This is a genomic window from Shewanella electrica (assembly GCF_022321485.1).
GTDB classification, from domain to species: Bacteria; Pseudomonadota; Gammaproteobacteria; order Enterobacterales; family Shewanellaceae; genus Shewanella; species Shewanella electrica.
In genome coordinates this window covers 72,253-94,174 of sequence record NZ_JAKOGG010000016.1, presented here as the reverse complement: position 1 = coordinate 94,174, position 21,922 = coordinate 72,253, and the positions used below count along the sequence as shown (strand labels likewise).

At 51.2% G+C, this 21,922-nt stretch carries 18 protein-coding genes; 12 read left to right on the top strand and 6 right to left on the bottom strand.

Annotation, left to right across the window (positions count from 1 at the left end):
* Positions 1-127 precede the first annotated feature (127 nt).
* The 3 genes from L9G74_RS16990 to L9G74_RS16980 all read left to right on the top strand — a co-directional run bounded on the left by L9G74_RS16990 (position 128) and on the right by L9G74_RS16980 (position 2,716).
* On the top strand, positions 128-724 hold the full coding sequence (locus L9G74_RS16990; protein ID WP_238897861.1) for a glutathione S-transferase family protein: 597 nt from the start codon (positions 128-130) through the stop codon (positions 722-724).
* Positions 725-926: 202 nt separating this feature from the next.
* Positions 927-2,033: an adenosylhomocysteinase gene (locus L9G74_RS16985; RefSeq protein WP_238897851.1), complete on the top strand. Its 1,107-nt coding sequence runs from the start codon at positions 927-929 to the stop codon at positions 2,031-2,033.
* A gap of 101 nt (positions 2,034-2,134) precedes the next feature.
* The gene (locus tag L9G74_RS16980; RefSeq protein ID WP_238897849.1) at positions 2,135-2,716 is read left to right on the top strand and encodes a hypothetical protein; all 582 of its coding nucleotides are present in this window, start codon (positions 2,135-2,137) and stop codon (positions 2,714-2,716) included.
* A gap of 18 nt (positions 2,717-2,734) precedes the next feature.
* Here the strand turns inward: L9G74_RS16980 and L9G74_RS16975 are convergent, their stop codons facing one another.
* The 4 genes from L9G74_RS16975 to putP all read right to left on the bottom strand — a co-directional run bounded on the left by L9G74_RS16975 (position 2,735) and on the right by putP (position 8,125).
* The gene (locus L9G74_RS16975) at positions 2,735-3,838 is read right to left on the bottom strand and encodes a phosphoribosylaminoimidazolesuccinocarboxamide synthase (RefSeq protein ID WP_238897846.1); all 1,104 of its coding nucleotides are present in this window, start codon (positions 3,836-3,838) and stop codon (positions 2,735-2,737) included.
* A gap of 329 nt (positions 3,839-4,167) precedes the next feature.
* Positions 4,168-5,415: a glutamate-5-semialdehyde dehydrogenase gene (locus L9G74_RS16970; RefSeq protein ID WP_238897840.1), complete on the bottom strand. Its 1,248-nt coding sequence runs from the start codon at positions 5,413-5,415 to the stop codon at positions 4,168-4,170.
* Positions 5,412-6,560, bottom strand: coding sequence for a glutamate 5-kinase (proB, locus tag L9G74_RS16965; RefSeq protein WP_238897838.1), 1,149 nt, complete (start codon positions 6,558-6,560; stop codon positions 5,412-5,414). Before proB ends, L9G74_RS16970 begins: the two co-directional genes overlap by 4 nt.
* Before the next feature lie 71 nt (positions 6,561-6,631).
* On the bottom strand, positions 6,632-8,125 hold the full coding sequence (putP, locus tag L9G74_RS16960; protein WP_238897835.1) for a sodium/proline symporter PutP: 1,494 nt from the start codon (positions 8,123-8,125) through the stop codon (positions 6,632-6,634).
* A gap of 680 nt (positions 8,126-8,805) precedes the next feature.
* Here putP and L9G74_RS16955 point away from each other — a divergent pair.
* The 6 genes from L9G74_RS16955 to L9G74_RS16930 all read left to right on the top strand — a co-directional run bounded on the left by L9G74_RS16955 (position 8,806) and on the right by L9G74_RS16930 (position 15,737).
* Positions 8,806-9,165, top strand: a complete 360-nt coding sequence (locus L9G74_RS16955) for a metalloregulator ArsR/SmtB family transcription factor (RefSeq protein ID WP_326521521.1) — start codon at positions 8,806-8,808, stop codon at positions 9,163-9,165.
* A gap of 54 nt (positions 9,166-9,219) precedes the next feature.
* A complete protein-coding gene (locus tag L9G74_RS16950; protein WP_238897829.1) occupies positions 9,220-10,239 on the top strand; it encodes an ArsJ-associated glyceraldehyde-3-phosphate dehydrogenase in 1,020 nt (339 codons plus the stop codon).
* Positions 10,236-11,471, top strand: a complete 1,236-nt coding sequence (arsJ, locus tag L9G74_RS16945) for an organoarsenical effux MFS transporter ArsJ (RefSeq protein WP_238897827.1) — start codon at positions 10,236-10,238, stop codon at positions 11,469-11,471. The genes L9G74_RS16950 and arsJ overlap by 4 nt, the downstream gene beginning before the upstream one ends.
* A 165-nt stretch (positions 11,472-11,636) precedes the next feature.
* A complete protein-coding gene (locus L9G74_RS16940; RefSeq protein WP_238897826.1) occupies positions 11,637-13,067 on the top strand; it encodes an MBL fold metallo-hydrolase RNA specificity domain-containing protein in 1,431 nt (476 codons plus the stop codon).
* Between the two features lie 154 nt (positions 13,068-13,221).
* Complete coding sequence (locus L9G74_RS16935; protein WP_238897825.1) at positions 13,222-14,169, top strand: DMT family transporter; 948 nt, start codon at positions 13,222-13,224, stop codon at positions 14,167-14,169.
* Positions 14,170-14,357: 188 nt separating this feature from the next.
* Positions 14,358-15,737 (top strand): alanine/glycine:cation symporter family protein, encoded by a 1,380-nt coding sequence (locus tag L9G74_RS16930; protein ID WP_238897824.1) that lies wholly within the window; start codon positions 14,358-14,360, stop codon positions 15,735-15,737.
* 60 nt (positions 15,738-15,797) lie between these two features.
* Here L9G74_RS16930 and L9G74_RS16925 read toward each other — a convergent pair whose 3' ends face one another.
* Positions 15,798-17,603: a M4 family metallopeptidase gene (locus tag L9G74_RS16925; protein ID WP_238897823.1), complete on the bottom strand. Its 1,806-nt coding sequence runs from the start codon at positions 17,601-17,603 to the stop codon at positions 15,798-15,800.
* A gap of 326 nt (positions 17,604-17,929) precedes the next feature.
* On the opposite strand from L9G74_RS16925, the gene L9G74_RS16920 reads away from it, so the two are divergent.
* Positions 17,930-18,892 carry a PDC sensor domain-containing protein gene (locus L9G74_RS16920; protein WP_238897822.1) on the top strand — a complete coding sequence of 321 codons (963 nt, stop codon included), beginning with the start codon at positions 17,930-17,932 and terminating at the stop codon, positions 18,890-18,892.
* On the opposite strand, the gene L9G74_RS16915 is transcribed toward L9G74_RS16920, so the two are convergent.
* Complete coding sequence (locus L9G74_RS16915) at positions 18,889-19,071, bottom strand: PA3496 family putative envelope integrity protein (RefSeq protein WP_238897821.1); 183 nt, start codon at positions 19,069-19,071, stop codon at positions 18,889-18,891. The two genes, L9G74_RS16920 and L9G74_RS16915, sit on opposite strands and share 4 nt — an antisense overlap.
* A gap of 282 nt (positions 19,072-19,353) precedes the next feature.
* Between L9G74_RS16915 and L9G74_RS16910 the strand changes: the two genes are divergently transcribed.
* Positions 19,354-21,510, top strand: coding sequence for a CHASE domain-containing protein (locus L9G74_RS16910; protein WP_238897820.1), 2,157 nt, complete (start codon positions 19,354-19,356; stop codon positions 21,508-21,510).
* Positions 21,491-21,919: a response regulator gene (locus tag L9G74_RS16905; RefSeq protein ID WP_238897819.1), complete on the top strand. Its 429-nt coding sequence runs from the start codon at positions 21,491-21,493 to the stop codon at positions 21,917-21,919. Before L9G74_RS16910 ends, L9G74_RS16905 begins: the two co-directional genes overlap by 20 nt.
* Positions 21,920-21,922 lie beyond the last annotated feature (3 nt).

Sequence of the window (21,922 nt, the reverse complement as noted above, 5' to 3'; positions counted from 1 at the left end):
AGACCCGAGACCCGAGACCCGAGACCCGAGACCCGAGACCCGAGACCCGAGACCCGAGACCCGAGACCCGAGACCCGAGACCCGCAGCCAACAAGATGAATACACAGGGAGTATCAACATGGCAGGTTTGACAATTTACGGCGATAGCCAATCTGGCAACTGTTACAAAGTGCAGTTGCTGTGTGCCTTGCTCGATTTAAGCTACAAATGGATTGATGTGGATATTTTGGCGGGTGATACCAAGCAGGCAGACTTCTTAGCAAAAAATCCCAATGGCAAAATCCCATTGTTGCTGCTGGAGAATGGGCAAACGTTATCGGAATCTAACGCCATCATTAACTATTTAGCGGCGGGAACGGCGTTGCTGCCAACGGACAATTTTCTGCTGGCGAAGGTGCAGCAATGGCAGTTCTTTGAGCAATACAGCCATGAACCTTATATCGCCGTGGCGCGCTTTATTGCTAAATATCTTGGCTTGCCAGCAGACCGCCAAGCGGAATACGACGCCAAACAAGCGGGAGGGCATAAAGCTTTGCAAGTGATGGAGCAGCAACTGAGCCAAACGCCTTATTTGGTGGGTGAACAACTGACCACGGCAGATATCAGCTTATATGCCTATACCCACGTGGCCGACGAGGGCGGTTTTTCGTTACAGCAATATCCGGCCATTTTGGCGTGGCTCGACCGTATCCAACAGCACGCCCATTATATTGCTATGGCATAAATGCCTCTGGCACACTGCGGCACCGCGGCGTTTACGTCGCAAGCCGCAGTTTATTGTGCGCCATGCCACCTCGCCAACATCGCTTTAAACCGTACCGCAGCTAAAATTAATTCCAGTAATTGCGTCATACGGCTTACTGCCAGCGTCAAAATCAGTAGAATAGCTGCCGTTTTATAACAATAAGTTTGTTGGAGCCTGATCGATGTATCAAGATTTCGCAGCTGAGTTGGCATGGGCCACTCAGCATATGCCTCGTACCCGTGCCGCTGTAGCCGCCCTGCCAGATTTAACCGGTGTTAAGCTAGCTTGTAATATGCACTTGGATTTAAAAATGGCACCTTTGGTGGCAGGTTTGCTCGACAAGGGCGCAGAAGTATTTTTGACGACCTGTAACCCAACAACTGTGCAAGATGACGTAGTCGCTTACCTCGTAGAAAAAGGCGCTAAAGCCCACGCTTGGCGTGATATGAGCGATGCTGACTGGTCAGATTCATTTGATAAAGCATTGGCATGGAACCCTACCCATTTGTGTGAAATGGGCGCTGATCTGACAACGCGTTTGCACCAGAGTGAAACTGGTCCAAAAATTATTGCCGGTTTGGAAGCTACCGGTTCGGGCATCAACCGCCTAGGCGGTGTTGAGCCACGTTACCCTATCTTTAACTGGGACGACTTGCCAGTAAAAGAAGGCCTGCATAACCGCCACATGGTGGGGCTGACTGCATGGCATACCTTCTTTCAAACCACCCACTTAACGCTGCACGAGAAAAAAGTCATCGTGATCGGTTACGGTCTGGTAGGTCAAGGTGTGGCAGATTCTGCTAAAGCCTATGGCGGCCAAGTAGAGATTGCTGAGCTGAACCCTGCGCGTGCACTGCAAGCCAAATATGATGGTTGGCCGGTGGTAGATTTAGCCGAAGCGGTCAAACACGCCGACGTTATTGCAACGGCTACCGGTGCATATGGTGTGTTGAGTGCAAAACATCTGGATGACATGAAAGATGGCGCGTTCATTTTGAACGTCGGCCACGTGTCGCAAGAGATCGACGTACCGTACTTGAAAGCCAACGCGAGCCACAGCCTGCCAATGCCGTACGTGGATGCATATAAGCTGGGCGACAAAACCTTGTATCTGTTGGCCGATGGTTCAATGTTCAACCTGACTGCCGGTTATGGTGATAGCTTGAACGCCTTTGACGTGACCTTGGGCGTGATGGCATCAGGCATCGGCCATATTGTTGGTGCAGGTGCTAACCATGAAAACGGTTTGTATCTGTTGCCAGAAAGCGCGTGGATGAAATCGTTATAATCGCTGCGTGATACTCACCAACCAGTGTAAAAATGGTTGGCAGCCGATGTGAAAAACGGGCAGTATTTCAACATACTGCCCGTTTTGTTTTCGGAGGTTCCATGAGGTATTACTGGCTTGCTGCCGTTTTATGGTTTGGTGTCGCAATCACGCCCACCGCGCACAGTGAAGATGAAGTGACTACTGGTGTTGATCCGGCCACGGAACCGCCCGTGTGTAGCCGGGTAGGGCTGCTGTGGCAGCAGGATGGCAATATCGGCATGGGGCCTTTGTATCTGGGCATGCCATTGCAACAAGCGCAAGCCGCTGGTCAGTTAGTTCCCACTAAGTCTATCCCTCCGACGTTGTGCGGTGTCGGCAGCGCTAAACTCATTATGGATGACGGTGCGATTGAAGTGATTTTCGATAAGCAGCAAACCATCATCAGCCTGAAAAGCCGTATGGTGGATGAGTCTTGTTCTGTGGCGCAACAACTGACCGAAGCGGGACAGATATTTACCGATATGCAACCGATGTCACTGCCATTTACCCCAGATAGCGCCAACGGCAAAGCGGCATATTTTCGTATTGGCACCCCACCACAGGCGTGGTTAATGTTAACGCCAGAGGCTACCCAGCTGGATAATGGTAGCTGTGCTAACCCTGCGGATACAAACAAGGCACCCGCAGGTGCCTTGGAATAGCGAGTGTGACGCTGGTGGTCAGTCGATCAAACCATAACGGCTGTTGAGGATCTCGATGATTTCCGCTTTTGGATTGGCTGATAACTCGATCTTACGGCCAGTGACTTTCTCGGCCACGCCGGTGTAAGTCGTGGAAACATCCATCATCGCGCTCAGTGGCAGCGCCGTATCGCGTGCTAGGGCTTCGCGCTCTGGCATGCGGTTTTTATCTAACAGAATCTCTGGCTCTGGGAAGAAGTTCAGCAGGAACTGACGGAAACCTTCTTTAGAGTTTTCCACAATCTTACCTTCACGATACGCCGCGCCGTCCCAAATACGAGAGGAATCTGGCGTGCCAACTTCATCCATATAGATCAGCTTAGAGTTACCGCTGCGATCGGTGACATAACCAAACTCAAACTTGGTATCAACAAACACTTGGTCGATAGCGGCCAGCGCTTTAGATATCACGCCGAAGCCGTCTTTCAGCAGCTTCTCATACAGGTCGATGTCTTGCGGTTTTTCAAAACCAAAGGCTTGCCAGTTGGCTTCTAAATCGGCACGGCTGATGTTGACGTCATCTTGTTCTGGTACACCGGGGATGCCAGTCAAAATCCCTTTGGTGGACGGAGTCAGCAGTAACTCAGGTAACTGTTGATCTTTTTGCAGTCCTTCCGGCAGCGTGATGCCACAAAACTCACGTTCGCCTTTGGCGTAAGCGCGCCACATGGAGCCGGTGATGTATTGGCGAATAATCGCTTCCACCTTGATCGGACGCGCTTTTTGCACAATCCATACAAACGGATGCGGAATATCCAAAATGTGGCTGTCGGCTAAGCCATTGTCTTTAAACAGTTGGAACCAGTGATTGCTGATAGCGTTTAGTGCTGCGCCTTTGCCGGGAATACCTTGCAGGCCTTCTTCGCCGTGGAAGATACAATCAAAGGCTGAAATACGGTCGCTAATGACCATGATCGCCAGCGGCGTATCCGCTGGGACATCGTAGCCACGTTCGGCGATCAGTCGCGCGCTGTCAGCGGCGGTGAGCCAATAAACGCTGCGGACTTTACCGCTGTGCACCGGTTTATCAGTACGGATAGGCAGGTCGTTATTTACCGCCAGCACGGAATCAGCAAGACTCATGCGAGTATTCCTTAGAGTTTGTAGGGTTAACAGGTGACCCGCCTGCATGATGGAATTTATAAGAGTGCAGGGCAGGCAGAGGTGAGGCAGCAGCGACGGCTGAGGAGATAACAGCACAGCAAGATTGCAGGGCAAACAGCGTCACGGTTCGCGGCCTTTCACGGGATGAATGGCGCATATTCTACCGCAGTTGGCGTAATTTACCATGCGGCGAGTGGGCTGCGGATCACAACACTGGGTTCGCTGCAGCAAACGGTTGCGGGGGAGCGGTTTGCTGCAGCGAGGGGCAAATCAACCAAGATGAGCCGCAGTTGCGGCTCTGCACAGGTTTACTCGCGGATTTGGCCGTGGCCGTCCACCAAATATTTCTCGGTGGTGAGCGACTCGAGCCCCATTGGGCCGTAAGCGTGCAGTTTAGTGGTGGCGATACCAATCTCGGCACCTAAGCCAAGTTCGCCGCCGTCACTGAAGCGTGATGAAGCGTTAGCCATCACTACCGATGCATCAACTTCATGTTGGAAACGTGCGGCGGCTTGTATGTCTTCGCTGCAGATCACTTCGGTATGGTGGCTGCCGAATTGGGCGATATGCTCCATGGCATCATCCAGTGAGTCGACAATTTTCACGGCGATCTCTAAGCGCAGATATTCTTGGCCGAACTCCTGATCTTCTAGGATGTTCGCGCCGTTGAAGTAGCCCGCGCTGCGGCGATCGGCATTGATGCGCACACCGCTATCTTCCAGCGCTTGCGCCGCAATCGGCAGCCAAGTGTCGGCAATATCTTTATGCACTAACAAACCTTCCAGCGCATTACAGACGCCAGTACGTTGGGTCTTGCCGTTCAGCAGCAGATTCAACGCCTTTTCGACATCGGCGGCTTTATCCACATACAGGTGGCACACACCTTTGAAGTGCTGGATGACTGGGATTTTGCTGTTGTCGCTGACAAAGTTAATCAGGCCTTCGCCACCGCGAGGGATAACCAGATCGATATAGTCGCGCTGCTGCAACAGCTCCAGCATCAAGGCGCGATCTGGATCGGGCACCACAGTGATCAGCGCTTTTGGTAATTTGAATAACTGCAGCACTTGTTGCAGCACGTCGGCAATGGCGAGGCTGCTGGCGAGCGCTTCTTTACCGCCACGTAGAATCACCGCGTTACCGGATTTAAAACACAACGCGCCTGCGTCTGCGGTCACGTTTGGGCGAGCTTCGTAAATCATACATACCACGCCCAGCGGCACGCTGAGTTTACTCACTCTGATGCCGTTAGGACGCACGCATAATTCGCGGCGTTTGCCAACGGGGTCGTCCAGTTTCACGATGGTATCAATGCCTTGTGCCATCGCTTCGACGCGCTCAGGCGTCAACGTCAGGCGGTCGATCATTGCATCGCTCAGACCGGCGGCGCGGGCGTGGTTAAGATCTTGCTCGTTGGCCGTTAGAATGCTGTCGACGTTGGCCCGCAAGGCTGCGCTCATGGCGAGCAGCACTTGGTTTTTACGTTCGGTGTCCAGCACGGCCAATGTGCGGGCTGCGCTGTGGGCTTGACTGGCTAATTCTGTAATTAAGCTCATGATTTATCCTCCAGCTGGTTCGCTTCGGGGGAAAGCAGGGCAATATCTTGTGCGGCGATCAGACCGCGATTGTGGGTGAAGCTATCCACCAGTTTAGAGTCGTCCTGCTTTGCGATAAATTTTAGTAGGCGGCTGCTGTAGTTACTGCGCGCTTTCGCTAGCCGCGTGCCGTCGTCACTGCACAATACAATGGTGTCACCTTCGGCGAAGGTACCTTTCACATCTAACACTTCACTGCTAGACAGATTGACGCAATCTTCGGCGCTGTGTACTTCATCTTCTGGCGCCACGATGACTTCACCCTCGGCGCGCACGGTGTGGGTAAACCAATGCAGCCGTTCTAACATCGGACTATCGGAGCCTCGGAACAGCGTGCCCGGGTTTTTACCAGATAGCAAATCGTTAAAGCTTTGCTCTTTAAAGCCATTAACAATATAGGTGTCGATACCGTGTGATACCGCTTTCTCTGCTGCTTGGATCTTGGTGGTCATGCCACCGGTGCCCACGTCACTGTGGCTACCACCGGCCATGGCATAAATGCTGGCATCGATGCTTGGTACTTCCTCAATCAGCTTGGCATCGGTATTGAGATGCGGATTGCTATCAAACAGACCATCAATATCGGAGCAGATCACTAAGCTGCGGGCATCCGCGGCGGCAGCAACCATGGCCGATAAGTTGTCGTTGTCACCCACTTTAAGTTTGTCGGTGGTGACGGTGTCGTTTTCGTTCACAATCGGCAGAATGTCGTGATCCAACAGGGTCGATAAGGTGTCACGAATGCTGAGGTAACGTTCACGATCGCGCAGATCGGCGTGGGTCAGCAGCACCTGAGCAGTAGGGAAATCAAAAAACTTGTCCCATGTTGCCATCATTTCGGTTTGTCCCGCAGCGGCCATGGCTTTTTTCAGCGCCAGCTGCGTTTTAGGATCGGTGGGGTCATCTTTAGATTGCAGTGGAAAACGGTGCGCGCCAGCGGCAATCGAGCCGGAAGAAACCAAAATAACCTGAATGCCTTTGGTGCGGCAGCGCACAATAAATTGGGCAATAGAGAGAAGATAACGAGAACTGCAGCCCTGACGATCAGGTGCGATCAGCGCACTACCAACCTTCAGCACAATACGTTGTCTAGCTTGCGTGTTCATAGCGTCCTTTTTGAGCTTAGTTCAGAGTGAATGTGAAACTGGGGCGACGATGCCGCCCCGAATGGATGTTATTAGCGTACCTGTTCCAGTTTTTCGCGAGTGTCATGGAACGTTTGCTGTACTTCGTGCGAGGGATCGCGGCCAAAGTGACTCACCAGCACGATAGCGATGGTGCTGACAATAAAGCCGGGGATCATCTCGTACACCACACTCGACAAGGTTTCGCCGTTAGGCAGCACTGGCAGATAGATCCACAGCAGTACCGTGACGGCACCAGAGACAATCCCTGCAATGGCTGAGCTGTGGTTCATCTTGTGCCAGAACAGTGATAACAGCACCAGTGGACCAAACGCCGCGCCAAAACCGGCCCACGCTTTACTGACCTGATCCAAAATACTGTTGGAGCGATCAAGGGCAATCACTGTCGCTACCGCCGCCACGGCGAACACGCCGATACGGCCAATTTTCACCACCTGCTTGTCAGAGATATTTTTGTTGAACAGCGCGCGGTACACGTCTTCAGTCAGCGAACTTGAAGACACCAACAGCTGGCTGGAGATGGTGCTCATCACCGCTGCCAAGATCGCAGCCAACAAGAAGCCAGTGACCAATGGGTGGAACAGAATTTGTGAGAACACAATAAAGATGGTTTCAGGGTCTTTGAGCGTTAAACCAAATTTGTGGACATAAGCGACGCCGACCAAACCGGTGGCTAACGCGCCGATGATGGTGACGATCATCCAGCTCATGCCGATGTGGCGGGCAATTTTAATATCTTTCACCGAGCGGATAGCCATAAAGCGCACGATGATGTGCGGCTGACCAAAATAGCCTAAACCCCAAGCGAGGCTTGAGATAATGGCGACAATACCGATGTCTCCCATCTCGGAAATAGAATCGATAGTACTGCGTGCATTTGCCAGCAGATCTGCCGAGCCATCAAACTGGGTGTAAGCCACATAGGGCACCAAGATCAGCGCCACAAACATGATGCAGCCCTGCACGAAGTCGGTCATGCTCACGGCTAAAAAGCCGCCTAGCAGCGTGTAGGCCACGACCACGCCGACTGTGACTAGCAGGCCGAGCTGGTAATCCAGCCCAAAGGCGCTTTCAAACAGCTTGCCGCCCGACACTAAACCAGCAGAGGTGTACAGGGTGAAGAACAGAATAATCACCGCGGCGGAGATCATGCGCACGGCGCCGTTTTCCAGCCCAAAACGTTTACTGAAAAAATCCGGCAGGGTTAACGCATCATCGGCTTCTACGGTGTAGATCCGTAAACGTGGCGCGACCAGTAAGTAGTTGAATAACGCGCCGATCACCAAACCGATGGCGATCCAGATGGTGGCGTAGCCTTGCACAAACATTGCGCCGGGTAAGCCCATCAACATCCAGCCGCTCATATCTGAGGCACCAGCAGATAACGCGGTGACCTGCGGGCTGACATTACGTCCACCCAAAATATAACCAGAGATGTCGTCAGTAGAGTTGCGATAGGCAAAAAGGCCGATCGCTAACATGACCAAAAAGTAGATGGCCAAAGCAATATAGGTTGAATAATCCATGTTGTTGTTTGCCTGTTATTGAGGATTAAAAGCTCGATTTAGTTTCTGTTTGCAGAACGGAAAAACGTAGCTTCCCAGCACTAACCAAAAGCAACCGAGTTGCAAAAGGTACGTCAGGCTTTCTTGGATGTTGCGGTGGTGGCGTGGGTGAGTTGAATGACTGTCAGACTCCTGACTGTTGTTGGCATTCATCACTGATTCTCCTGTTTTAAGTCGTCAGTTAGATGGCTTAAGAACAAAATCATTTGAAGGCTAATTACACACAAATTAATTAGTGTTCGAATGATTTTGGTGAGGCAATATTATTCATTATCTAAAATGATATATCAACGCTGATTTAATCCTATACTTGATTGGTTGTAGTTAATGTTGATATTAAACAGTGGTTTATGTTGTTATTTATAGCTGGTTAATCTCGTCATTGTTCAGTGAATATGCAGTTTATTAGCGCATGAATAGCCGAAGCTGTTGCTCAAAAAACCGCTAAAATCTTCAAAATTAGTTTTGAACGCTAACTAATTGTAGCGGCGATTTTACGCTGACTGTTCGCGGTAAAACTCGCTTCACAAAACTGACATCTATCACTGCTATATATGGTGCATCGTATATATGTTCAGCCGTATATTTAGCAGCCTAGCGAACCGATTTATGCCTTTGCGTTGGGCTAGCAGGAGATGAATGTGCAACCTCTGGATTTTTTTAAGTCATTAGCCGATGAAACGCGGTTGCTGAGTCTGTTGTTGATCCAACACGCTGGCGAGTTGTGCGTGTGTGAGCTGACAGAGGCGTTGGCGTTGAGCCAGCCGAAAGTGTCGCGCCATTTGGCGAATTTGCGCAAGCTGGGCATTTTGCAGGACAGGCGCCGCGGTCAGTGGGTGTTTTATCGCTTTGATGAACAGTTGCCGCCGTGGTGCGAGCAGATTATGCAGGCGGCGTTAGCGGGCAATCAGCAACTGCTGACTGAGCCGCTGCAAAGACTGCAACAGATGACCTCGCGGCCAGCGCGGTGCTGCGTGGCAACAAGGTCGGTAGAACGGTGAACAACAATTTGAATCATGATAGAGCGGCAACCTTTTGCTGAGCAGGTGCAAAACATGGCAATAAAAGTAGGTATCAACGGTTTTGGGCGCATGGGACGTTTGGCATTGCGTGCGGCGTGGGACTGGCCTGAATTGGAGTTTGTGCAGATCAACGATCCGGCGGGCGATGGCGTGGCACTAGCACATCTGCTGGAGTTTGATTCGGTGCATGGCCGGTGGCCGCGCGCGATCAGTGGCAGTGCTGATTCACTGACCGTTGATAACCACAGCATCAAAGTGACTGCCAACAAAGCGATCAGTGACACCGATTGGTCGGGCTGCGATATCGTCATTGAAGCCTCTGGCAAGATGCGTCAAAAAGCGCTGTTGCAACAGTATTTGGAGCAAGGCGTGCAGCGGGTGGTGGTCACCGCGCCAGTGAAAGAAGACGGCGTGCTCAACATCGTCATGGGCGTTAATCATCAGCAGTATGATGCCAGCGAGCATCGCATTGTCACCGCCGCCTCTTGCACCACTAACTGCTTGGCACCGGTGGTTAAGGTGATCCATGAGCAGTTTGGCATCAAGCATGGTTCGATGACCACCATTCACGACATCACCAACACCCAAACCATTTTGGATGCGCCGCATAAAGATCTGCGTCGTGCTCGCGCTTGCGGTCAAAGCTTGATCCCAACCACCACCGGCAGTGCCACGGCTATTACCCATATCTTCCCGGAGTTGAAGGGCAAATTGAACGGCCACGCGGTACGCATTCCGCTGGCCAATGCCTCGTTGACCGACTGTGTGTTTGAGTTAAATCGCAGCGTGACCGAAGCGGAAGTTAACGCGGCGTTGCAGCAAGCCGCCGCTGGTGAGCTTGCCGGCATTCTCGGCTACGAAGAGCGGCCGTTGGTGTCAGTGGATTATAAAACTGACCCACGCTCGAGCATCATTGATGCGTTATCGACCATGGTGGTTAACGGTACCCAGTTGAAGTTGTATTGCTGGTATGACAACGAATGGGGCTACGCCAATCGTACCGCCGAGTTAGTGCGCATGTTAGCGCGTGTGGATGCTGGTAACGCTGCATGAGCCGATGGTCAACCGCGGTGCAGCAATATCTGCTGATCACCGGTAATTACTGGGCGTTTACGCTGACCGATGGCGCGCTACGCATGCTGGTGGTGCTGTATTTCAATGACTTGGGATACGGCCCACTGGCAATTGCCATGCTGTTTCTGTTCTATGAATTTTTTGGCGTGGTCACTAACCTGGTGGGTGGCTGGCTCGGTGCGCGCATTGGCTTGAACCGCACCATGAATATTGGCCTCGGTATGCAAGTGGTCGCGCTGGCGATGTTGTTGGTGCCCACCAGTTGGCTGAGCGTCGCGTGGGTGATGGCGGTGCAGGCGTTGTCGGGGATCGCTAAAGATCTGAATAAGATGAGCGCCAAAAGTGCGGTGAAGACCTTACTGCCCAAAGCGCAGCAGGGGCAAAACCAAGATAGCACCTTGTTCCGTTATATCGCCTTGCTGACCGGCTCGAAGAATGCGCTCAAAGGCATTGGCTTTTTCCTCGGTGGCGCGTTACTGACGTTGCTCGGCTTCAAAGGCGCAGTATTGGCACTGGCGTTGATGTTGCTACTGGTGTGGTGCGGCTCGCTGCTGATGCTGAAAAGTGAACTGGGGAAAGCGAAAAACAAACCTAAGTTTGGCGATATCTTCTCTAAAAGCCGTACGGTCAATATTCTCTCCGCCGCCCGCTTATGTTTGTTTGCTGCACGCGATGTGTGGTTTGTGGTGGCGCTGCCGGTGTATTTGGCCGACCAATTTGGTTGGGATCATTGGGCGGTGGGCGGCTTTCTTGCCAGTTGGATCATCGCTTATGGCATGGTGCAAACTTTGGCTCCCAAGATTACCGGGGCGCGTAAAGTGCCAACCCAAGTGCCGGGGCGTAGCGCGGCGATCTTTTGGGTGATGTTGCTGGCGTTGGTGCCTGCGGCAATTGCGCTAGGGTTAGCCGCGGGTTGGCCGCCGCAGTGGACATTGATTGGCGGCTTATTACTCTTCGGCGTGTTGTTTGCGGTGAACTCCTCGCTGCACAGTTTTCTGATTGTGCATTACGCCAGTGACGATGGTGTGTCGCTGGATGTCGGGTTCTACTACATGGCTAATGCGGCGGGGCGTTTGCTCGGTACTGTGTGCTCCGGTTGGCTGTTTCAACAAGCCGGTTTAACCGCCTGCTTGTGGGCGAGTTCGCTATTGCTGCTGTTTACTTGGCTGATTTCGTTCGCCTTGCCTGCCAACAATCGCACTCAGCATTAGCGTATTTGGGCGCTATAGATCGCTTGCGGCAAGGTGCGTTGGCACTGAGCCGCAGGATTTTTCCTTATTAGCCAAGCAACTTGGTCATTTCCCCATTACCCTTAAAGTAACCGTATACGAACAATGTGGCGATAACACTCAGCGCGTTGTGGTGGAGGTGCTTTTATGGCGATGACATTGCAGTTTCTTGGTGCCACCGAAGAGGTGACGGGCTCATGTCACCTACTCAGCGTTAATCAGCAGCAACTACTGCTGGATTGCGGCTTAATCCAAGGCGGCAAAACCGATATTGCCCGTAATCGTGCTCCCTTTGAGTTTGAGCCGAGTGAGATTTTTTGCGTGGTACTCAGCCATGCGCATATTGATCACTCCGGCCGTTTACCAGCATTGGTGCAACAAGGTTTCGACGGGCCGATTTACACTCATCAAGCCACTGCCGAACTGTGTGAGATACTGTTGCGCGATGCCGCCATGTTGCAACAACGCGATACCGAGCGAGTGAATAAGCGGCGTGATAAACAGCAACTGCCGCCGCTGGAACCGCTATTTACCGAAGCCGATGTCGAGCAGGTGCTGAGCCACTTTATTCCGTTGGAATATGATCAACTGGTGCCGGTGATGCCCGGCGTGGACATCATGTTGCATGATGCGGGGCATATTCTTGGCTCGGCGCTGGTGGAGTTGTTTCTCAATGATGGTGAGCAGCAGAAAAAGTTAGTGTTTAGTGGCGACCTCGGCCGTGCGGGGATGCCGATTTTGCGCGATCCCACTATGATCGATAGCGCCAATTTGGTGTTGATGGAAAGCACTTACGGTGAGCGATTGCACCGCAGTTGGGACGATACCTTAGCGGAGCTTAAAACCCTCTTTGCTGAAACGATTCAGTCCAGTCGCGGCAATATTTTGATCCCCGCGTTTTCAGTCGGCCGCGCGCAGGAGTTGCTGTATCTGTTTCATCTCTATGCCAAACAGTGGCAACTGGCGGGCTGGACGATTGTGCTCGACAGCCCGATGGCGATTGAGGCGACGCGTATTTATGTGCGTAATTACCCGTTGATGGATGCAGATTTTCAGCGGTTAACTCAGTTACATCCCGGCGAGCATCCGTTGCTGTCGCACGCACGTTTTATTCGCGATACCGCTGAATCCATCAGCCTCAACGAGATCAGCCACGGGCTGATCATCATTGCTGGTAGTGGCATGTGTAATGGCGGCCGTATTCGTTGTCATCTGCAACATAATTTAGCGCGGGAAAATTCTGATGTGATTATCTGTGGCTTTCAGGCGCTGGGAACGCCGGGGCGTTTGTTGGTCGATGGCGCCGAGGAGCTAACCATTTCAGGCCAAAGCATTCCAGTGCGGGCACGCATTCATACGGTGGGCGGTTTGTCAGCCCATGCGGATCAGGCAGAATTACTCCGCTGGTATCAGCACTTTGACGGCGCACCGCCGTTAGTGTTGGTACATGGTGAACCGACGGCACAGCAAGTGTTACTGGCGAAGCTGGCAGAGCAATCGCCGACGACGCGGGCGGTGATCGCCACTCACGCCGACACCTTAGATTTAACCGCGCTACCAGCATTGCGCTGGTGCTGAGTTAAAACATCACCGCTTGGCGGGAAAATGCCGCTGTTACGCTGTTTTTAGCTTGGTTTTTAGCAGACTATTGGGCAAAATATTGGCTAGTTTGTGTACTGTCTTAGCGCTTGCTCAAGTGCCCCAGTACGCTGTGGTCTTCTCGGAGTTTCTCTTGTCTAGTCATCCTGCCCGCGTAGGGCTGCTTTTTATTACTGCCGCGGTAATGTTTTGGGGCATTATGCCTGTTGCGTTGAAATTAACCGTCGGGGTGGTTGATGCCGTTAACCTGACGTGGTTTCGTTTTGGTGCAGCGGGGTTGATGCTGCTGGTGTTTCAAGCGCTAGCTGGCGGGTTAGCCTCGTTCAAGCAAGTCACTAAAAAGCAGTGGGGTTGGCTCGCGCTCGCAGGCGTGATGTTATTAGCCAACTACTTGAGTTTTATGGTGGCACTGCGCTACCTCTCGCCCGGTCCCGCACAGCTGAGTTTTCAAACCTCTGGCGTGTTTTTAGCGTTAGGGGGTTTTATTATGTTTGGCGAGCGCTTGAGTCGCTTTCAAATGGGCTGTTTTATGGCGTTAGCGTTAGGGATGTTGATGTTCTTTAACCCCTATCTCCGCTTTGATAGCGCCGCCGATGGTGGCGATGTACTGATCGGCGTGTTGCTAATCCAGCTGTCGGTGCTGTGTTGGTGTACCAGCGTATTGGTGCAGCGCCAGTTAGCAGGAGTGCTATCGCCCACCAATATTCTGTTGGTGATCTATCTGTTGGGCGCATTAGTGCTGCTGCCTACTTGCGATTTTAGCGTGTGGCAGCCGTTAGATAGTGAAATGTGGAGCATTGTGATTGCTAGTGCGATTGCGACCTTGCTGGCCTACGCCTGTTTCGCGCAAGGGATGAAAGCCTTGCCCGCGGGGCAGGTGGGCGCCATGTTAGCGTTAACGCCTATCATCAGTTTTGTCTGTACTGATCTGCTGGTGCATGCGGGCTTGTGGCGCGATATGCTGCAAGCGGCAGAGCTGAATCTGCTGTCGAAACTGGGTATCGGCGTGATTGTGTTGGCGGTGATGAGTGTGCAACTTAAACCGAAAAAATCGCTAAATTCAAAGCGTGTAACCAGTTAGAAAGACCAATATTTTCCCTTTATATAGCAAGTTTCGCTATATATCCCCCTCAGCAATAAGTTGCGACAGTTTATCCTGTCGCAGCTATTCCCAATTGTTAACTATTCGTTGTAATCTGGCTGTTCGCTGTGCGGCATGCCGTTGCGGCTGCATGCTTGGTATAACTATAAAAAATAACAGAGGTTGGAATGGAAGCTGAAGTTGGACTTTTACAACGCGTAGTTGACTTCGTACACGTAATTAATGATGTGGTGTGGGGCGTGCCCATGCTGGTGATGATCCTCGGTGTTGGGCTGTTTCTCTCTATCGGCTTAAAGCTGATGCCAATATTGAAATTGGGCACCGGATTTAAGCTGCTGTGGTCCGGGCGTGCGCCTGACGAAGATCAACAGGAGCAAGGGCAAATCAGCCCGTTCAATGCATTGATGACCTCTCTTTCTGCCACTATCGGCACCGGTAATATTGCTGGGGTCGCCACCGCCATTGCGATGGGTGGCCCAGGTGCATTGTTTTGGATGTGGTGTACCGCGTTGGTGGGTATGGCGACCAAATACTCAGAAGCGGTACTGGCGGTGAAGTTTCGTGAAGAGGATGCCAAAGGCCACCACGTTGGTGGGCCGATGTACTACATCAAAAATGGCTTAGGTAAAAAGTGGACTTGGCTGGGTGTGGTGTTTGCCGTATTTGGTGCTTGTGCCGGTTTTGGTATTGGTAACACAGTGCAAGCTAACTCAGTCGCTGACGCACTCTCCGCCAACTTTGGGGTGGCACCGTGGATCACCGGTGTGGTGATGATGCTGTTGGTCGGCGCGGTATTGATGGGCGGTATTCACCGTATCGCCGACGTTGCCGGTAAGCTGGTGCCGCTCATGACCATATTCTACATTGTCAGCGGCTTGGCGGTGTTGGTGGTGTATGCCGCAGATCTGCCTGCTGCCCTCAGTCTGATTGTTAAGAGCGCCTTTACTCCAGTCGCTGCACAAGGGGGGTTTGCGGGTGCGGCGGTATGGGCTGCGGTGAATCTAGGCGTGGCCCGTGGTGTGTTTTCTAACGAAGCCGGTTTAGGTAGTGCGCCGATTGCCCATGCCGCCGCGCAAACCAACAATCCAGTAACCCAAGGGTTAGTGGCGATGTTGGGTACGTTTATCGATACCATTATCGTGTGTTCGATTACCGGGTTGGCCATCGTGGTGACTGGCTCTTGGAGTTCGGGCGAAAATGGTGCGCCGTTAACTTCAATGGCGTTTGGTCATGCCTTACCGATTGGTAACTATGTGGTGGCGGTGGCGCTGGCGATTTTTGCCTTTACCACGATTTTGGGCTGGAGCTTCTATAGCGAAAAATGTATTCAGTTCCTGTTCGGCGTTAAAGCGATCATGCCGTTCCGGTTGATCTTTACCATCGTGGTACCGATTGGTGCCTTGGCGAAGTTAGATTTTATTTGGCTATTGGCTGATACGTTGAATGCGATGATGGCCTTGCCCAACTTAGTGGCGCTGCTGCTGTTGAGTCCGGTGGTGTTTAAGCTCACCCGTAGCTATTTTGATAAACAGCGCGCTAGAAAATAAGCGTTAGATTTACCTATGAAAAGAGCAGCCAGCGGCTGCTCTTTTGCTAACACGATGCGCTTAGTAAGAGGCGCGCAACGTCACACCTGAGTAGCTGCTGTAACCTCGTAACATGATGTAGAAGGTGCCAGATGCTGGGCGGTTGAACGTACAACTTTCGTTGTTGCCGCTCTTATAAGGACGGCAATCGTAGTCGCTAGTGGTCGGTTCGCTACCATACTTCACGTACAGATCCATATCACCTGAGCCGCCAGAGGTGGCGATGGTCACCCGTCTAGTGCCTGCTGGTACGGTGAAGGTCCAAGACTGTTGTGAACTCGCAGCACCGCTAATACCCGTTACTGGCACACCGTTTTCCAATGCATTATCGCCAGTTGGTGGTTCTGGATCGGTACCACCACAGCTAGCGTCGACATCTACCCCAGCAAACGCGGTGGTCACATCATCAACACTGTATTGCAGATCGCCAGCAGCTTGAGCGACACCACAAGCGGCGTTGTCGAAGTTTGAGTTGGGGTTCCAGTACAGTTGGTTAGCTTTGGCGAACACTTCAAACGCTTTTTTGGTATCCCAACCGCTGCTGGTGGCCAGCAAGTAGAAGGCACGGTTAAACACCCCCGAGCTGAAGTGCACGTCTAGACCGTTGTAGTAGTCATCGGCGCTGTCAATCGAACGTCCATCTCGACTTGGTACGTCCATATAACGCAACGCGCCAGTCCCTTTAAAGATATCGGCGCCGACCATCCAGTCGTTGCTGCCTTTCATGTAATATTTAACGGCTTCGCCGGCCATATCCGAAAAGGCTTCGTTGATACCGCCACTTTGGCCGCTATAGTTCAGGCCAGAGTTTTGCTCGGTAAACCCGTGGGACACTTCGTGAGCCGATACGTCCAAGCTCACCAGTGGATAGAAGGTCGAGCCACCATCACCGAAGTACATGGCGGTACCATCCCAGAAGGCGTTCTCATAGTTGGAATCATAGTGCACACGCATCTGCAACTTGAAGGTCAACGGTGAGGTATTGAACCACTCTGAATACATGTTAAAAATCACACTACCAAAATAGTGCGCATCGTTTTCTGGCGAGTAGGCGCCGTTGATATATTTTTCAGGGCTATTGGGGCAGGTGAAAGACACCACGTTGCCACCAAAGATCTGATTTTCCATATCAATCGTTTGCACATGTTCGTTATCCATGGTGCAGCTGTCACTAACCACTAGGCTGTCGTAATCGCTACCGTAGAAATACTCACCAGTTTTGATGTTTCCCCCCGGTCCGGTGGCGAGTTGGCTGTGCGTCAACTGCTCCCAGCTTGCCAAGGTTTCACCTGTTTTCGCATCAATGATCACGAATGGCCGAGTCGGTTCAGGAGTGGTGGTAAACAGGTCAACCAAATAGGCGAGGTGCGCTTGGCCTGAGGTAGGCTCTTGCCAGATGTATAACTTGGCACTGCTGCGGTCAACGGCTTTCAGTTTGCTGGCAAGTAGCGCCTTTTTAATGGCGGCTGACTCAGTGAGGGTTGGGGTGACATCAGCTAAATCATCTTCGATTCCTTGAAGATAGCTACCCGACATTTTGCTGTAAACGCCCATAACACTGACGTCTGCGGCTACCGAAACACCATAAACTTCGACATCACGATAATACTGGCGTAAACGGGTTTTGAGCTTTTTACCCACTTGCACCTGTTGGCCTTTAAAACTGTGTTGATTGTTCACGCCTAACGTTGCCGCCGGGGTTGCCGTTGGCACCAAGCTTCTTGCTTGTGGACTGTTAGGGGTGACATGAACCAAATTTGCAGCGTAGGTGACTGGGGTAAAGGCTGCGGCAGTGAGTATTGCCGCGGTTAGCATATGTATTCTCATTGTTGACTTCCTATCGTCTTTAATGCGGTTACCTCATGTAACTGCCCTTCTATTGATAGATAAGTGAGAACAAAATTTCAACATATTTATGTATATTAAAACTATATTTTAACAACAGGGGCGGATTAATTTAAAAGTCGGCGCACTCACTTTATATCACCGCTTATAAGTTATTAATTTTGTGCATTAATCTGGTGCGCTTGCCTATTTGTGGCGCATTTTTAAAAATCTCATTGTTGTTATCTATTTGTAATATATTTAGTTTTTGGTTGGTACTAAAGCTGCATGTTGTGACTCCTGAGCATATTTACTCTAAGGGGGAGTCCATGGCCAGCATGAGCTATCTAAGCGTTATTGAGCGCTATCATGAATATGAACAGCTAGTGCATGAGCTGTTAGAGTCGATCCTGACTGGCATGGCAGATAACGAATTATTTGCCGATACCGGCAAGGCGATTAAGATTTTTAGCGAAGTGGCCGCCCGCTATCCCTTTGTCGAGCTAATGTATCTACTCGATGATAATGGCCGCCAGATCAGTCCCAACTTAGCGCTGATTAACCAGCAAGTGAAATTACTCAGTGTGGGCGAAAGCCCCGACCGCAGCCAACGGCCTTATTACCTAAATGTGCGTGATAAAACCGGCGTGCAGATCACCCGTCCTTATCTGTCCAATGCCTCCGGGCATCTGTGTTTGTCTGCCTCTATCGCCCAACGCCTCGTCGATGGCAAACGTGGTTATGTGGTGGTGGATATTAATCTGACCTGTTTGATTGAATTTATGATGGGTGACAGTGCGCGCCGCCGCGTGATCCCATTGTTTAAAGCGGTGTACGCTGTCTTAGTCACTGGGCTATTTATCGTGGTCGCTATTTTGATTGCTATCGCCGCGCATGATATTTGGCTGTTGTTTACTGGCGGCATTGGTGCTGCCCATGATTCACTCAAGCCGTTTGGTACCATCATTTTTATCACGTTGGCCTTAGCGATTTTCGACTTAGGCAAAACCATTTTGGAAGAGGAGATCTTGATGCATAAAGATATCTTCCGCCATAGCTCCACCCGCCGCACCATCACCCGTTTTGTTTCCACCATTTTGATCGCCATTTCGATAGAAGCGCTGCTGACGATGTTCAAATCGTCACTCGGTAAATTTGAATATATTCAAGGGGCGATTTTTATGATGTTGGCGGTGGTAGGTTTGCTGATCGGTTTAGGGGTTTATGTCTATTTAGGGGCCAAAGCGGAGGCGCTATTGACCCGCAATAGTGCACGGCAGCGAAAGAGTTAAAAGGTTTCGTCCTCGTCTAAGTCGAGGGCTCGGCGCAGTTGTAAACGCTCTAAGCAATCTTCTAAACGACGGCGAACTTCGCGGCGATGTTGCATCGCTTTAGCTGCTCTCACATTTTTTGGGGCAGCCATGGCTTCGATTTCATTGTCATCGGGTAACACTTCATAGATATGGGCCATATTCACTCCTGAGCGAGGGTAAACTCACAACGTTGAGCCACAAAACACGGCTGTTACGGTAGCAACAATCAGGTTGCTCAAATGCAGTTGCTCTCCGGCGGTTATCTCTTCCCTTGGTTGCTAATTTAGTAATTACTTGCGCTAAAGAATGCGATCAAAAACGCATTTTTCACACAAAATTCAGGGGGCGTTTTTACTGGGCAGAAACCGCCGTATAACTTGCAAATTTTCAGCTACCTACCACACTTAAACCTCATACTAATACCCTGCAGGGAACAATAAATGCCGTCAGCGCTGCACAGGGAGCCAGTGAGCAACAATGACGCTATGTCGTCTTTTAAACTGCCATCATCGGTGTGGATGCTGATGCTGTTTGCGACCTTGTTTACCGTGATCGGTGGTTACATTGCGAACTACTACGTCAACGTGCGAGGTTTAGAGCGTTTTCAGTTTCAATCTGTACTACTCCGCGATGAAATTGCTGACCGTATGCGCACTTATGAGCAAGTCTTGCGTGGTGGGGTTGGCTTATTTATGTCGTCGCAGCAGGTGTCGCGCCAAGAATGGCATGACTACATTAACAATGCGCGTTTGCAAGAGTACTACCCTGGCATGCAGGGCATGGGGTTTAGCATTATTCTCAAACCTGAGCAGATCGCCGCCCACGAAGCCGCTGTACAAGCTGAAGGATTTGCTGACTACAAAGTCCATCCCACTGTGCCACGAGAGAGCTATCAAGCGGTGGTTTATGTGGAACCTTTCGATTGGCGTAACCAACGTTCGTTCGGTTACGACATGTCGTCCGAACCCGTGCGCCGCGCCGCGATCGATCGCGCTATTGCGACCAAGGCTGCGGCGGTTTCAGGCAAAATTACCTTAGTGCAGGAAGTCTCCCGCGATGTGCAATCCGGCTTTTTAATGTTCATGCCACTGTTTGTGCAAGACCCGCAAGGTAATGCCACAGATGACCCGCGCGGCATGATCTACGCGGCGTTTCGCATGAATAATTTGATGGAAGGGATCCTTGGCGACAAATTTAGCCAACTGAATCTCAAAGTGTATGACGGCGCACTTATCCGCCCTAGCAGCCTGATGTATCAGAGCGGTGCCAACAGCGCTAACCCGCGCTATGCCACGGTGCTGCCGCTGACGATTGGCGGCCATGTTTGGTCGCTGTCGCTAACAACTAACGCCAACTTTTCTAGTGATACGGAGGCGATGCAACACAAGTTGCTGCTGGTGTTTGGTGTCCTATTCTTAGGGTTGCTGTTTTATTTTCTGTATCAGAATGCCAAAGGGCGTTTTCGTGAAGCCAGTTTCAGCCAGCAGATGTTGGCCAATGAGGAACGCTTTCGTTTAGTGATTGAAGCTTCGCCCTCGGCGCTGGTGATGGTGGATCGCCTTGGTGTGATGACGTTAGTCAATGCCCACGCAGAGCAGTTGTTTAAGTACCCTCGTGATGAATTGCTTGGGCAGAAGGTATCAATGCTGCTGCCGCTTGAGGCAAGACAACGCCATGCAGAGCACATGGCCGGTTATATGCGCCATCCCGATGCAAAAAATATGTCACAGCGTACCGATCTACAGGGATTGTGTAGTGATGGCAGTTTAGTGGCGGTTGAGGTGGGGCTGACACCGATAATTTTTAGTGACGGTCAGGCCATTCTTGCCACCATCAATGACGTGTCGGAGAGAAAGCTGATTGAAAAAGAACGGGAGCGCTACACCGCGGAGCTAGAACGCATTAACCGAGAACTCGATAGCTTTGCCTATATCGCGTCGCATGACTTGAAATCGCCGTTGCGTGGGATTGAACAACTAGCGGAATGGTTGCGAGAAGACCTGGCTGACAATCAAAGTGAAACGGTACAAAAGTACCTCGGGTTAATTCATAGCCGCGTGCAACGCATGATGAGTTTGCTGGATGGGTTATTAGAGTTTTCCCGCATTGGCCGTAACAACGCTGAGCCGGTCGAGGTCGATAGTGGCTTTTTAGTGCACGATATTTTTGCTTTGGTTAACGTTCAGCCCGATTTCAAGCTACAACTAGAGACGGAGCTACCAACATTCGTGACCGTTAAAGTGCCGTTGGAGATGGTGTTTCGCAATCTGTTTAGCAATGCCATTAAACATCATGACAAGCCCGCCGGATTGTTGCGTGTGGGCTGTGAATTGCGTGGCGCGTATTACCTGTTTTATGTGGCTGATGACGGCCCTGGTATTCCCAAACGGTTCCAGCAAAAAGTGTTTGATATGTTTCAAACTTTGAAGCCTCGGGATGAGGTGGAAGGCAGCGGCATAGGCTTGTCGCTGGTGAAAAAGAGCGTCGAAAGTTTAGGTGGAAAAATTTGGTTGGAGTCTTCAGAGCGAGGCTGCTGTTTCTTCTTTACTTGGCCAATAATGATAGGGAAGACATCGCATGACACAACAAGCGTATGACAACATCACAATTTTTTTAATTGATGATGACGATGTGGATTTCATGGCAGTAAAACGCAGCATGGTGCAACTTGGGTTAACCAATCCGTTAGTGCGTGCGCGTGACGGGATAGAAGCGTTGGACATGCTGCACAATAAACGTGTCAAAACGCCTTACTTGATTTTGCTTGATCTCAATATGCCGCGGATGAATGGCCTCGAGCTACTGGAGCACATTCGTGATGATGACGAGTTGTCGATGGCGGTGATATTTGTGCTGACCACCTCTGCAGCCGATGAAGACAAGTTTGCCGCGTATAGCCACCATGTGGCGGGGTACATAGTTAAAAGCAGCTTGCGTAAGGGCTTTGTGAACCTGTTTGATATGTTGCAGCAATACTGCAGCGTAGTTGAGCTGCCATATCAGTAAGAG